We start from the raw sequence: 13537 nt of genomic DNA, 5'->3' as shown, positions 1-13537 counted from the left end.
ATCGGCGCCGGGTCAGTGAGCTGACGTGGCCGCCTGCGCCCCGGAGGCCGCTGCGGCGCGACGGGTCCGGCGGATCCACCACAGCCCGAGCACGGGCAGCAGCAGCGGCACGTAGCCGTAGCCGGAGCCGAAGTGGGACCACACCGTCTTGTCGGGGAAGGCGGAGGGCACGGCATACGACACGACGCCGACGATCAGCACGCCGATCAGCTCGACCGAGAGAGCGATGGTCGCCAGACGCACCGAGGCACGGTCGCCGCGGGCCAGCCCCACGGTCGCGACGATGTAGATGACGGCGGCGAGCGCCGACAGGACGTAGGAGACCGGCGCCCGGTGGAAGTACTCGCTGATCTGCAGGACGGAGCGGCCGGTTGCCGCGAGCGCGAGCAGGCCGTAGACCGCCACGAGCACCCGGCCGAAGCCGTGCCCGGTGTGCGGCGCCTCGGGGCCCGCTGTCACGAGCCCGGGGTCGGGCTCGCCGGGCGTGGGTGTCTGCTCAGACATTGAGGCTCCAGACCTGCTGCAGGCGGGCGACGAGGATGGCGACGACGAGGGCGCCGCCGAGCACGATGGCCATGGCCCACTGCGTCTTCTCCTTGATGGCGATGACGATGGTGGCGGGCACGACGACCAGCACCGTGAAGAGGTACGCGATGAAGGTGGCGCGCTCGGCGCCGTCGCCGATCGCGGACGCCTTGGCCAGGCCCACGACGAGCTGCACGAGCAGCGCCACCTCGAGCGCGGCGCCGACGAGCAAGAGGGGGTCGTCCACGAGCCGGCCCCGGATGAGGTGGTGGGCCGCCAGCAGCCCGAGCACGCCGCTCGCGACGAGCAGCACGACGGTCAGGGGTTGGAGCACGCGAGCAGCCTACGACGTCGGTGCAGACACGGCGTCGAGGGTTGGACCAGGCGCAGTCGCGCCCTGCGCCGGGCGGTACCTTCTCTCCGAACCATCACCCGTGTCCCGAGGAGCAGCCGTGTCGATCCGCCCCATCGCCGTCGACCGCGCGGCCGGGGTCCTGCTCGGGGAGGCGTGCGGCGACGCGCTCGGGGTGCCCTACGAGATGGCGGCGCCGCCCGTCGGCGAGGCCGTCATGAAGGGCGGCGGGCTCGGCCCCTACGAGCCCGGGGAGTGGAGCGATGACACCCAGATGACGCTGTGCATCGCCCGGGTCGCCGCTCAGGGCGTCGACCTTGCCTCCCCCGACGGCCTCGACGCGGTCGCCGAGGCCTTCACGGCGTGGTTCGAGGGCGGCGCCTCCGACGTCGGGGTGCAGACCCGCGAGGTGCTAGCGCGGGCGGCCCGGCTCGAGGGCACATCCCATGAGCGCCTGGCCGGGGCGAGCGAGGAGCTGCACGCGCGCACCGGCCTCACGGCCGGCAACGGCGCCCTCATGCGCACCTCCATCGTCGGCCTCTCGGCCCTCGACGACCGCCACGCCACGGCGCGCGCCGCCCGGGCCATCGCCCAGCTCACCCACGCCGATTCGCTTGCCGGTGACTCGGCGGTGTTGTGGTCCGAGGCGATCCGGGTCGCCGTCACGGAGGGTCGTCTGGACCTTGCCGCAGGGCTCGACCTCGTCACCGCCGCCCACATCGACCGGTGGCGCGACTGGATCGAGGCCGCGACGGGCTCCGAGCCGGGCCGCTTCGGGGACAACGGATTCACGGTGACCGCCCTGCAGGACGCGTGGGCCGCCATCACCACAACGGACCGCGGGGACGGCTCGGCCATGCACCTGCAGCGCGGGCTGCAGGCCGCGGTGCGGGCCGGCCACGACACCGACACCGTCGCGGCCATCGCCGGATCCCTGCTCGGGGCGCGGTACGGCGCATCAGCCGTGCCCACCCAGTGGCGCCGCATGGTCCACGGCTGGCCGGGACTTCGCGCCCACGACCTCGTCGAGCTTGCCGTCTCGACGTCGGAGCGTGGGCGCCGGCAGGGCGAGTGGCCCTCGGTGAGGTCCATGGGTGACGCGGACATCGACACCTTGGGCATCCCGCACCCCATCGACCCCGACATCGTCCTCGGCACCATCTCCGACCTCGGGCGGGTGCGCGAGCTCGACGTGCAGGCGATCGTCTCGCTCTGCGCCCTCGGGCTCGACGACATCCCGGCCACCGGTATGACGGCCCGCGACCACATCGAGTTCTGGATCAACGACGAGGAGCAGGAGGAGTCGAACCCCCATCTCGACTTCATCCTCGACGACGCGTCGTCGGCGCTGCGGCAGTTCCGCGCGGAGGGCAAGCGGGTTCTGGTCCACTGCCGTCACGGCGTCCAGCGCACGCCCGCCGTCGCCCTCCGGTATGCCGTCGACCTCGGTGTCGCACCGGAGCTGGCCGAGCGCTCGATCCAGGCGGCGCTGCCCGGCATCCGCGGTGAGGGACGTCTCTGGGAGGTAGCCGCGCACGGCGCCTGACCCTCCCTCTCCTCGCCCCTGACCCGGGCCACCGGCTCTACCGCGTCGGACCTGCTGCGCGCTAGGTTCGCGTCGTGACCGACGTGAGCGAGCCCGACCACCGGCGTCTCGGCGTGGACCTCTACAACGCGACGTGGGAGCTGCTCGACAGGGACGACCGTACGGCCGAGGACGACGATGCGATGGTCGCCCGGGCCCACGCGTCCTTCTACCACTGGGGGCAGGTCGAGGGGGTCCGCGCCGAGAACGTCGGCCGGGGTCACTGGCTGTGCTCGCGGGTGCACGCGGTCCTGGGGCAGGCTGACACGGCAGCTCACCACGCCGCCCGTTACGTCGCGATCGCCCGCGCCGGTGACGTGGCCGACTGGGATCTCGCCGCCGCCCTGGAGGCCTCGGCCCGTGCCGCAGCCGTCGGCGGGGACTTCGACGCCGCCGAACGTCTCGAGGCGGAGGCGCGCGAGGCCTGCGCCAGCGTGACGGACGCCGAGGACCGCGCGGTCGTCGAGGCGGACCTGGCCACCCTCCCCCACCAGCCTGGCACCCGTGGCCGCTGACTCCGCGCCCTCCGAGACCCTGCCGATGCCCGGCTCGTGACTCCCGGCCTGTGACTCCCGGCTCGTGGCTGCTGGGCCGTCAGACCGCCTTGGCCTCGTCGACGAAGCGGCACAGCGCGTTGACGGCGCGCAGCTCCTCGGGCGTGTGCACCTCGGCATCGGTCAGCAGCGGACTGCCGACGATGACGGCCATCGCCTTCGCGCGGGAGACGGCGACGTTGAGCCGGTGCAGGTCATAGAGGAACGAGACGCCGCGGGGAGCGAGCGCCGCCGTTGTGCTCGCCATCGAGTAGATGACCACCGCGCCCTGCTGGCCCTGGAACTTGTCGACGGTGCCGATGCGGGCCCCGTCGGGCAGCTCGGCGCGCAGGGTCGCCGCGTGTGCGTTGTAGGGGGCCACGACGAGGATGTCGGCCAGGCCCAGGGGTCGTGAGTCGCCTTCGGCCGTGGTCCAGCTACCGCGAAGCAGATCGTCGACGAGGCCGCGCACCACGCGGGCCTCCTGCCGGCTGGCCTGGTCGCAGAAGACCTCGTGCTCGACCGGAACCCAGCGCAGCCCGTCGCCGGACAGGGCACCCGGCGCATCGACGGACAGCCGCTGGCGACCGGGTGCGGACTCCAGGCGACCCTCGTAGGCGAGCTGCGAGACGAACGCCGTCAGGCTCGGGTGCATGCGGTGGGTGCGGTCGAGGAAGACGCCACGGTCCGCTGGGATGACGTCGTGGACCAAGCCGTCAGCGCCGGCCCTCAGGTGGTCGAGGGCCGAGAGCCCGGAACCGTAGGGATGCACCGCCTTGGTGGGCTGGGTCAGCTGCTGGGGGTCGCCGAGCAGCACGACGGACCGGGCGGCCGGCGCCACGGCGACGGCATTGGCGAGCGAGAACTGGCCGGCCTCGTCGATGACGAGCACATCGACGGAGCCGACCATGTCGTCGCGCGACCACAGCCACGCAGTGCCGCCGACGAGCGTCGCGTCGCCACACGCGAGGGCCGCGGCAATCGCCCCGTTGTCGGAGGTGTGTCGGATCAGGGCGTTGGGGTCGTCGGGCTCGTCGCCCTCTTCGGCGTTGGTGCCGTCCTTGTGCCAGGCGGGCCGCCGCACCTCGTCCAGGAGGTTGAGCACGACGGCGTGCGACTGGGCGGTGACGCCCACCCGCAGCCCGGCGTCGAGCAGCTCACGGATGAGGGCCGAGCCGGCATACGTCTTGCCCGTGCCGGGAGGACCCTGGACCGCCAGCACCTCGCCGGCCAGGGCGCGACCGACCCGGACGACGACGTCCTTCGCGGTCTCGCCGGCACGCGGGGCGAGCAGCTGCCTATCCGGCACGACGCCGCCGACAAGGCGGGTCGCGAGGTTGCCACCACGGGCGAGGGCCAGCTCGGCGGTGCGGGCGATGCTGGCTCGCAGGACCTGGTCCATGACTGGGCCGGGCCCGCCGAGTCCGCGCGGCCGCGGCGGCTCGAGGGTCTTGTTCATCGACAGCTCGACCCAGCCGTCGACGGAGTCGAGGTCGACGACCTTGCCGACGGGCGCGTGGGTGTCGACGTCGGGGACGTACTTGCCGATTGCGACCTTGCAGTCCTGCGGCGGGAACGGGTATCGCCAGACCTTGGAGCGCTTGACCACCCGCATCTCCTCGGGCTCCCCCAGGTCACCGATGGCGGTGCCGTCCTCGACGAGCTCGGCGGTCTCGAGCTCCTTGTAGCGGAAGAAGTCCCACCACTCCGGGCGCTTCTCACGCCGGTGCCAGCCGACGAGGCCGGCGAGCAGATCGTGGCCGCCTTCGACGAGCCGCTCGGCGAGTTCGATCTCGGCGCGCTCCTCGTCGCCGATCTCTCGAAGCTGCTCGGGCACCGGGCGGCTCAGCGCGTGGCCTGCCAGGGCGAGCTCGTGGCGGCGCTCCTCGAGCCACTCGTGCAGGGCGAGGGTGGACCGGACGTCCTCCTCGTTGTAGCGGCGGATGTCATCGAGGATCACCTGGTCCGCCGCGCCCTCGTCGCATCCGGCGAGCCATCGTTCGTACTCGACGACGGACGAGAGCCCGTCGGCGACGCCTGCACCGTCGGCCGAACGCGCGTGGCCCCAGTAGAACTCCTCGAGCTTCTTGATGGAGTAGGAGCCCTTGCTGATGCGCACCCCCTGCCGCACGACGGCGTAGAGGTCGACGAAGACCTCGTGGCGGAGCAGCTGGTCGAGCTCGGCCTCGCGGGTCGCGTGCTGACCGACGAGGCGCTTGAGGGCGGTCGTCTCGTAGGGGGCGTAGTGGTAGACGTGCATGTCGGGGAACTGCCGCCACCGCTCGGTGAGCCAGTCGAGCAGGTCGGTCGTGAGGCGCCCCTCCTCGGTGAAGTCGTGGGCCCAGAACTCGACGAACTGCCCCTGCCGCGTCCAGATTCCAGCGAGGTACTCGCGGCCCGCGCCGCCCTCGGCCCACGGGTCGCCCTCGAAGTCGAGGTAGACGTCGCCCTCGTCGGGCTCGGGCAGCAGCTGTAGGCCCCGGGCCGGCTCCGGGTCGAGCAGCTCGTACTGCGCCTCACCGGACTCGCGCTCGGCCAGCTGGAGCCGCGCCTGCTGGAGCAGGCGCCGGCGGGTCGCGACCGACAGGGCGGGGGCGAGCTGCTCCTCGCTCGACCCGGCCAGCGAGCGCAGCGTCGGGATGCCGAGGTCGATGAGGGCAGCCCGGTGGTCAGCGCGCATGCCGGCGACCTGGATGAGGTCGTCACGGTCCAGCCACTCCTGCGCGCACCTCTCCTTCCAGCGGCACTGGCCGCAGTGCTGCACCCGCGCCGACTCGGTCCTGCGGGGGTTCGCGATGGCGTCGAGCAGCTCGGCGCGTCGACGGCGCGCGTAGGGAGCGACGTCGACGAGCCGCCACGGGTGCGCCTCGGTGTCGCCGGTGACGACGGTGAGCCACTGCGGGGGCACGCCCTGCAGCACCTCGAGGCGAGCGGCATACGTGGCCATCTGGAGCAGCGCCGGCACCTTGAGCCGGCGGGCCAGCTTGGTGTCCGCGATGTCGTAGCGCCACGGGCCGAAGTCGCTCGGCTCGTCGACGCGCAGCAGGAAGTCGGCCAGACCCACCCAGTGGCCGTCGTAGAAGCTCGCCTGGTAGACGACGTCGACGCCGCGGCGCATGGCCTCGACCGTCGCCGCCTCGGCCTCGACCCCGCGAAGCCCGAGGGCTGCGATGTCCTCGACGACCCGGCCCTCGGCCAGAAGACGCTCGAGGAAGTCCTTCTCGTGCTCGAGGCCCTTGGCGAAGACGAGGTTGAGCGAGTCGTCGGCGCCGCTCGCCCTGCTGCCACGGCCGCCGTCGCGGGCGTCGAGGGCCTCCAGGTCGAGCGTGGTGATGTGCGCGCACGCGACGTGCTTGGTGAGGTCCGTGGGGCTCAGGACCAGGTGGCCGTCGATGCGCTGCATGGGTGCGAGTATGCCGTCCGCCACCGACAGCCTCGACACCTCGGGAGCTCATCTGCCGATCACCGCACACACCGGGACGAACGGGGATAAGTTGCACCCGCGTGGCAGGCAAGTTCCGGGACGAGCGTCCCTGCGCCCGCGATGCGCCGAGGGCGCCGCGGACGAACGGAGCCATGCAAGGAGGCTCTGTTGTCCGACAACACTCGGGGACCGCGACGCACCCGACGCGGTGTGGTCTGCTCGGTGGGCGCGGCAGCTGTCGCGGCCTTCGTGGTCACCACCCTGGGGGCGACGCCGGTGTCGGCGAGCCCCGACCCGTCACTCCGTCACCGCAGCCACCGGTCGGTGCCCGACGGCCTGACCAGTGCCGGCTCCCTCGCGCTCGGCACGCAGCGCGTGGCCGCTGGCGACAAGGTCGACGCCGGCCTGCGGAAGGGCACCGGCCCCGTCGAGGTCATGATCGAGCTCGACGCGACCCCGGCGACGACGGTGTTCACCCGGTTCCGCGGGCGCGGGCTCGCGGTGGCCGGGAGCGCCGCGCGCACCCAGACCGCAGCCGTCAAGGCCGCCCAGAGGGGCGTCGAGGCCCGCTTCGGCGCCACCGCGACGAGGGCACGCACGCTCTACCGCCTGCACGCGGCATACGCCGGCATCGCCGTACGCACGGACGCCGCGCGCCTCGGCTCCCTGGCAGCCATCCCCGGGGTCAAGGCGATCCACCGCCTGACGCCGAAGCAGCCGACCAACAGCTCGTCGGTGCCGCTCATCGGCGCACCGAAGGTGTGGCAGGCCCTCTCACAGACCGGCAAGGGCGTCCGGGTCGGCATCATCGACACGGGCATCGACTACACCCACGCCGACTTCGGCGGCCCCGGGACGGTCCAGGCGTTCAAGGCCGCCGCCGCGTCCAACGACTTCGCACCGACGGCCAAGGTCGTCGGGGGCCACGACTTCACCGGTGACGACTACGACGCCGACCCCGGCTCGGACGCCTACGACCCCGTGCCGCAACCCGACGCCAACCCGCTCGACTGCAACGGCCACGGCTCGCACGTCGCCGGCACCACCGCGGGCCTCGGCGTCGCAGCAGACGGCACCACGTGGTCCGGCGGCTACAGCAGGGACATCGACCCGGCCAGCCTCGACATCGGCCCCGGGGTCGCCCCCGAGGCGAGCCTCTACGCGCTCAAGGTGTTCGGCTGTGAGGGGTCCACGAACGTGGTCGCTCAGGCGCTCGACTGGGCCGCCGACCCCAACGGTGACGGCAACCTGTCCGACCACCTCGACGTGGTCAACATGTCGCTCGGCAGCTCCTACGGCTCCCCGGAGGACCCCGACGCCGTGGCCGCGAACAACCTCGCCGCGCTCGGCACGGTCGTCGTCGCCTCGATGGGCAACTCCGGCGACGTCTACGAGGTCGGCGGCTCCCCCGGCAACGCACCCCGTGTGCTCGCGGTCGCAGCCACCGACGACGGCAACGACGTCGTCGACGGTCTCCGGGTTGACGCACCCGCAGGCATCGAGCCGGCCGACACCGTGGACGGCACCCAGGACAACGTCTTCGCCGCCCTCAAGTCCGTCGCCTACGACTGGCCGCAGAACCCAGGTGTGCGCGACACCCCCGTGGCCGCTGTGGGTGACTGGACGCAGCCCCCGTCGGCCACCAACAACACCGACGGCTGTTCGCCCTACTCGGAGGCCGACAAGGCGGCGATCGCCGGCAAGGTCGTCCTCACGATGTGGCTCGACGGCACCGGACGCCGGTGCGGCTCGGCCGGACGCGCCACCAACGTGGAAGCGACCGGTGCGTCCGGCATCATCTACGGCAGTGACGTCAACTCCTTCTCGGCAGGCGTCACCGGCAGCAAGGTGCTGCCGGCCATGCTCGTCGTGAACCAGGCGACGAGGGCCATCAAGGCGAAGCTGGACGCCTCCACCGAGGTCCGCGTCACGATGACGAACGACCTGCGCAACGCCGTCAGCATCCGCAACCCGAGTGCGGTCGACCAGCTCGCCGGCTTCTCGTCGCGCGGCGTCGGCATCACCGGTGGCCTCAAGCCCGACGTCGCGGCCCCCGGGGTGACGACCTTCTCGGTCGCCGTCGGCACCGGCAACGAGGGCGTCGCCGAGAGCGGCACCTCGATGGCCTCTCCGCACGTGGCCGGCGAGGCCGCGCTCGTGCGTGCCTCGCACCCGTCGTGGACGGTCGAGGAGGTCAAGGCCGCGATCATGAACACCGCCACCCAGGACGTCTTCGTCGGTCTCGAGCACACCGGAGACGTCTACGGTCCCGAGCGCGTGGGCGCCGGCCGTGTCCAGGCGTATGCGGCGGTCGACACCGGCACCCTGGCGTTCGTCATGGGCGACGCCGGCGCCGTGAGCGTGTCCTTCGGCCCGGTGGCCGTCACGTCCCCGACGCAGACCCTCACCAAGACGGTCCGGATCGTCAACAAGCGCTCGCTGCGTCCCGTGTCGTACGCCCTGTCCTACGACGCCGCCCACCCGACGCCCGGGGTGACGTATGCGTTCAGCCCCTCGCAGGTGCGCGTGCCGGCGAACGGATCGGTCGACGTGAAGGTGACGGCGACGTTCACCCGCTCCGCCCTCCGCGCCGTTTCCGACCCGACGACCGACCCCGAGCCGCTGGGCGAGGGAGACCTCACGCGCAGCTACCGCACCGACGCCAGCGGGCGCATGGTGCTCGAGCCGGTGCGCGGCACGGACGGCGGTGAGCTGCGGGTGCCCGTGTGGTCCGCGCCCCGCGCCGCCTCCACCATGTCGTCACCGACGAGCACGACCGTCAGGCACGAGACCGGGCTGCCCGCGGGCGTCGCGACCTCGATGCTGCCCCTGACGGGCACCGGCATCGACCAGGGCGACGGCACGACGTCGTACGTCTCGACCGTGTCGACGTTCCAGCTGCAGGGCACGAGCCCGCGCAAGGCGGACTGCTCACCGACCCGCGTGCTCGACTGCGTCCAGACGGCCGATGACCGCGGGGCGGACCTGCGCTACGTCGGCGCTGCGTCCGACGCGCCGCTCGTCCCCAGCCTCGACAAGGCCACGCTGACCTTCGGTATCAGCACCCACGGCGCGTGGCGCACCCCGGCCACGTCCACCGAGTTCGACGTCTTCCTCGACACCAACGCCGACGGCACGGCGGAGGCGGCGGTCTACAACACCCGGCTCTCGAGCGCGACCGACGACTACGACTACTTCGTGGCCGAGCTCGTGGACCTCCGACCCGGCAAGGGGTTCGGGGCGGTGCTCGACCAGACGCTGGTCAACGGCATCGACGGGTCGTTCGACACGAACGTCTTCAACAGCGACTCGCTCGCCATGCCGGTCTCGGTGTCGGTGCTGCAGAAGGCCGGCCTGCTCACCGGCGCCGCCCCGCGGCTGCGCTACTGGGTCAGCTCGTACGCCCAGGGTGCCCCGGTCGACTCCATCGGCTCGGACGCCAGGCCGATGACGGTCAGCGTGGCCTCGCCGGGGCTGTCGGCCTACGGCGACTACGGCACGCTGCTGAGCACCGACCTGCCGGGCGAGAAGCTCGAGGTCCGGCGCGACGACGCCAGTGCCAAGGTGGACCAGCCCCAGGGCCTGCTCCTGCTGCACCACCTCAACGGGAACGGCTCCCGGGCCCAGGTGGTGGCAGTGCGCACGACGTCGGCCACGAGGCTCACCGCCGGCCCCACGACCTTCACGCAGGGCGGCAGGACGGCGCTCACGGCCACGATCACCCCGTCGAACGCGACGGGGACGGTGACCTTCCGCAAGAACGGCGCCGTCCTGAGGACCGTCACGGTCGCGGGGGGCAGGGCCGTCGCGACGGTCACGGGGCTGCCGCGCGGCACCGTGACCTTCTCCGCGACGTACAACGGCGACACGCGCAGCGCCGGCAGCACGTCGCCGGGCGTCACCGTCACGGTCAGGGGCGTCGCGTCCGGCACCTCCCTCAAGGCCAGCAGCGCGAGCTACCGCTACGGCGGACGCCCGACGCTGACCGCCACGCTGTCTCCGTCGACCGCAACGGGCAGCGTCACCTTCCGTGACGGCACCCGGGTCCTGGGCACGTCGGCCGTCTCGAAGGGCCGGGCGACGCTCCACGCCCCGGTCCTCTCGCGCGGGCTGCACTCCGTGAGGGCGACCTACAACGGCTCGACGCGGTACAACCCGTCGACCTCCTCGCGGGTGACCCTGCGCGTGAGCTGAGCGGTCATCCGCACCTTCCCGACGACGTATGCCGTCCGGCCGTCCGGCCGTCCGGCATACGTCTGCTCGTGGGCCGGCTCGTAGGTCGGCTCATCGGTCGCCGTCGATCGAGCGCCCACGTGGCGGAGGGGACTACGGTCTGCCCATGCCGCTCGCGACGTACAAGGACCTCTGCATCGACGCCGCCGACCCGCACGCCCTGTCGGCGTTCTGGGGGCCGCTGCTCGGGTGGGAGGCGCACCCGCACGACGACGGCTCCTCGTGCCTGCGCGTCGGCGACGAGGACGTCAGGGTGTGGGTCAACAAGGTGCCGGAGCCGAAGACCGTGAAGAACCGCCTCCACCTGGACGTCAGGGCGGCATCGCTGCAGCCGGCGCTCGATGCCGGGGCCGTGGTCCAGGACGAGCAGCCCCGGTGGACGGTCCTGCTCGACCCCGACGGCCAGGAGTTCTGCCTCTTCGAGCGTGACAAGCCGGTCACCGACCCCGCGTACGAGCTCGTCTGGGACGTCACCGGCGACGAGGAGGACGCCCACCGGCTGGCCCAGTGGTGGGCTCGGATCCTCGGCGGCACGGCGGGGCGCGACGACGGCTGGAGCCATGTCGAGGGCGTCACCCGGCTGCCCTTCGAGTGCCTGGTGTTCCAGCCCGTGCCCGAGGAGAAGACGACCAAGAACCGCATCCACATCGACGTGATGACGGACGACCTCGGCGCGCTCGTCGCCGCCGGCGCCCGGCTGGTGCGCGACCGCGGCGACGACGGGATCGACTGGAGCGTCATGATCGACCCGGCCGGCAACGAGTTCTGCGCCTTCAGCTCGCAGTGACGAGCACGCAGCAGGGAGGCGGCCCTCCGAGGAGGACCGCCTCGCTGCTCGGGTCCGGGTCAGGGGCCCTTGCTGGTGGCCGAGTCAGCGAACTCGGTCACCGACCGGCTCACCGCAGGAGGCCGTTACCGACGTGGCGGCCCCACCACTTGCCAAGGCCCCAGGTGTCCCCGGCGAGCGTCGTGGCGAGAACCGCGATGCCCAGTGCCTCGATCCAGTGGCTGTCGATGAGCGGGTTCGTGTAGGTGCCGGTGGTGCCGAGGGGGAACTCGGCGAGGTACATCAGCACGAGCAGGAGCGCGCCGGTCCAGGCGGCGAGCTTGAGGCCGGCGCCGGCGAGCAGAGCGACGCCGATGCCGAGCAGGCCGGCCATGAACAGCCAGTCGGCCCACGGGCCGGCGATGTTCTTGAAGAAGCTGGCGAACGGGCCTTCGGCCCCCTTCATGAAGCCCTGCGCCGGCGTGCCGCCGTGGATCCAGGCCTTCGCCGACGGGGTCATGTAACCGAGACCGAACATCTTGTCGACGAACGGCCACAGGAAGGTGAAGCCGAGGACGATGCGTAGGCCGGCGAGGAACTTGCGGGCCAGGCTCGACCGGACGACCTCCTCCTGGAAGGTGACGACGCCCTTGGTCGGATCGTGCACGGTGGACGACACTGCGCCTTGCGCGTGCGTGTCGCGGGGGATGGTGCCCATGGAACTCAACTCCAGAACTCGGTGTGTGTTCCGGCAGCTTCTCTGTCGGTACTACAAAGCGTAGTAGTACGGCTCGACGACCGCCATGGAATGGCTTGTGATCTGGCAGACAGGCCGGCACAGGCGTGCCCCAGCCTGACGAGCGTCAGGACCGGGAGCGGACCAGCGTCGGGACCTCGAGCTCGCGGGGCGAGTCGGCGAGCTCGCGCACGAGCTCGGCCAGCGCGTCGAGCGATCGGCACACGGCGGCATACGACCCGTCGAGCCGGATGGGCCGGCAGAGGATGCGGGTGCCGGCGTTGCGGATGACGATCTCCGACTCGGGCGCCCGGTCGGTGTTGCAGTGGACGAGCAGCCCGGTGGGCAGGCCCATGGCGGTGGTGTATGCGACGAGCTCGAGGTAGTCGCGCGAGGCCATGTAGCCGTCGGCCCCCATGGAGTACTTCGCGTCGCCGACGAGGACGACGTCGTCGCCGCGGCGCACGACGAGGTCGGGCACCATCGCGACGGCTCGGCCCTCGTCGAGCCAGACGTCCTCGTCGCGCTCGGTCCGCATCTCGGGGGCGAGGCGCAGGTCGAGCTCCTGGACGATCCACCGCTGGAAGAGGTCGTCCATGTCCACCATGAGGCTGTTGGCCTGCTGGTCGCCGGCCTCGTGGCTCAGCGACATCGCCTGCAGCACCAGGCGGCTCAGGCGCATCGCGTCCTCGTAGTGCTCGTTGAGGCGCGTGATCGGCACGGGAACGGCGTGCTTCGTGGCCGGTGTGTCGTCCACACCCTCGAAGCGGCCGAGGACCCGCAGCGCCTCACGGCGGACGTGCGGTGCGAGCGCGGGCCAGCTGAGCATGGCCTGCAGCGTGCAGCGGAAGAGCTGGTTCTCGACGATGTCGGCGGTGAAGTCGTCGAAGCGGCACTGCGGCTCGGCGGCGCTCCAGGGCCGGCGCGCGAACTCCTCGACGAGCAGCCGGCCGCGGATGGTGCGCATCCGCTCCTCGCGCGGGACGTAGCCGTGGACGAGCCCGCGCATCGTCGCGGAGTCGATGAGCCGGATGGCGAAGTACGCAACGCCGTCGATGAGCTCGTCGGTGTCGCTCCACGTCACGTGCTCGTGGTCGAAGGCGTCCGGCGAGACACCGGCCCCCAGCATCGCGAAGAAGTTGGTGACGGAGACCTTCGGGGTGACCCGGACGACGAGCCCGGGGACCGCCAGGGCCCCGACCCAGCTGGTCGCGCCGATGGTGACGACATCGGGGTCGGCGGTCGCGTGGATGACGAGCCGCTCCCCCGCCGCGGTCACGAGTGCCGACCGGGTCTCGCAGGGCAGCCGGACCGGCCCCGAGCGCCCGTGCTCGAGGATCGGCGGCAGCTCGATGGTCATGGATTCCTCACGTGACGTCGTCC

At 72.1% G+C, this 13537-nt stretch carries 10 protein-coding genes; 4 read left to right on the top strand and 6 right to left on the bottom strand.

Annotated elements, in window-relative coordinates:
• Positions 1-12 precede the first annotated feature (12 nt).
• On the bottom strand, positions 13-504 hold the full coding sequence (locus AC3WRT_RS16890; RefSeq protein WP_492723979.1) for a hypothetical protein: 492 nt from the start codon (positions 502-504) through the stop codon (positions 13-15).
• Positions 497-859: a hypothetical protein gene (locus tag AC3WRT_RS16885; protein ID WP_492723977.1), complete on the bottom strand. Its 363-nt coding sequence runs from the start codon at positions 857-859 to the stop codon at positions 497-499. Before AC3WRT_RS16885 ends, AC3WRT_RS16890 begins: the two co-directional genes overlap by 8 nt.
• A 118-nt stretch (positions 860-977) precedes the next feature.
• Between AC3WRT_RS16885 and AC3WRT_RS16880 the strand changes: the two genes are divergently transcribed.
• Together AC3WRT_RS16880 and AC3WRT_RS16875 are read left to right on the top strand one after the other, a co-directional pair.
• The gene (locus tag AC3WRT_RS16880) at positions 978-2423 is read left to right on the top strand and encodes an ADP-ribosylglycohydrolase family protein (RefSeq protein WP_492723975.1); all 1446 of its coding nucleotides are present in this window, start codon (positions 978-980) and stop codon (positions 2421-2423) included.
• 74 nt (positions 2424-2497) lie between these two features.
• Positions 2498-2977, top strand: a complete 480-nt coding sequence (locus AC3WRT_RS16875) for a hypothetical protein (RefSeq protein ID WP_492723973.1) — start codon at positions 2498-2500, stop codon at positions 2975-2977.
• A 79-nt stretch (positions 2978-3056) separates the two neighbouring features.
• On the opposite strand, the gene AC3WRT_RS16870 is transcribed toward AC3WRT_RS16875, so the two are convergent.
• On the bottom strand, positions 3057-6398 hold the full coding sequence (locus AC3WRT_RS16870) for a TM0106 family RecB-like putative nuclease (RefSeq protein WP_492723971.1): 3342 nt from the start codon (positions 6396-6398) through the stop codon (positions 3057-3059).
• Between the two features lie 189 nt (positions 6399-6587).
• Between AC3WRT_RS16870 and AC3WRT_RS16865 the strand changes: the two genes are divergently transcribed.
• The gene (locus AC3WRT_RS16865) at positions 6588-10613 is read left to right on the top strand and encodes a S8 family serine peptidase (RefSeq protein WP_492723969.1); all 4026 of its coding nucleotides are present in this window, start codon (positions 6588-6590) and stop codon (positions 10611-10613) included.
• On the opposite strand, the gene AC3WRT_RS16860 is transcribed toward AC3WRT_RS16865, so the two are convergent.
• A complete protein-coding gene (locus AC3WRT_RS16860; RefSeq protein ID WP_492723967.1) occupies positions 10550-10732 on the bottom strand; it encodes a hypothetical protein in 183 nt (60 codons plus the stop codon). The two genes, AC3WRT_RS16865 and AC3WRT_RS16860, sit on opposite strands and share 64 nt — an antisense overlap.
• A gap of 26 nt (positions 10733-10758) precedes the next feature.
• Between AC3WRT_RS16860 and AC3WRT_RS16855 the strand changes: the two genes are divergently transcribed.
• Positions 10759-11439: a VOC family protein gene (locus AC3WRT_RS16855; RefSeq protein ID WP_492723965.1), complete on the top strand. Its 681-nt coding sequence runs from the start codon at positions 10759-10761 to the stop codon at positions 11437-11439.
• Positions 11440-11548: 109 nt separating this feature from the next.
• On the opposite strand, the gene AC3WRT_RS16850 is transcribed toward AC3WRT_RS16855, so the two are convergent.
• Complete coding sequence (locus tag AC3WRT_RS16850; protein ID WP_492723963.1) at positions 11549-12136, bottom strand: DoxX family protein; 588 nt, start codon at positions 12134-12136, stop codon at positions 11549-11551.
• Between the two features lie 145 nt (positions 12137-12281).
• The gene (locus AC3WRT_RS16845; RefSeq protein ID WP_492723961.1) at positions 12282-13514 is read right to left on the bottom strand and encodes an McrC family protein; all 1233 of its coding nucleotides are present in this window, start codon (positions 13512-13514) and stop codon (positions 12282-12284) included.
• Positions 13515-13537: the final 23 nt, after the last annotated feature.

The organism is Terrabacter sp. FW104-15G4B (assembly GCF_058790095.1).
This window is presented reverse-complemented; position numbering and strand designations above follow the sequence as displayed.

Coding starts and splice junctions, on each gene's coding strand:
- AC3WRT_RS16870 (WP_492723971.1), bottom strand. CDS start 6,398: ATGCAGCGCATCGACGGCCACCTGGTCCTGAGCCCCACGGACCTCACC.
- AC3WRT_RS16890 (WP_492723979.1), bottom strand. CDS start 504: ATGTCTGAGCAGACACCCACGCCCGGCGAGCCCGACCCCGGGCTCGTG.
- AC3WRT_RS16845 (WP_492723961.1), bottom strand. CDS start 13,514: ATGACCATCGAGCTGCCGCCGATCCTCGAGCACGGGCGCTCGGGGCCG.
- AC3WRT_RS16855 (WP_492723965.1), top strand. CDS start 10,759: ATGCCGCTCGCGACGTACAAGGACCTCTGCATCGACGCCGCCGACCCG.
- AC3WRT_RS16850 (WP_492723963.1), bottom strand. CDS start 12,136: ATGGGCACCATCCCCCGCGACACGCACGCGCAAGGCGCAGTGTCGTCC.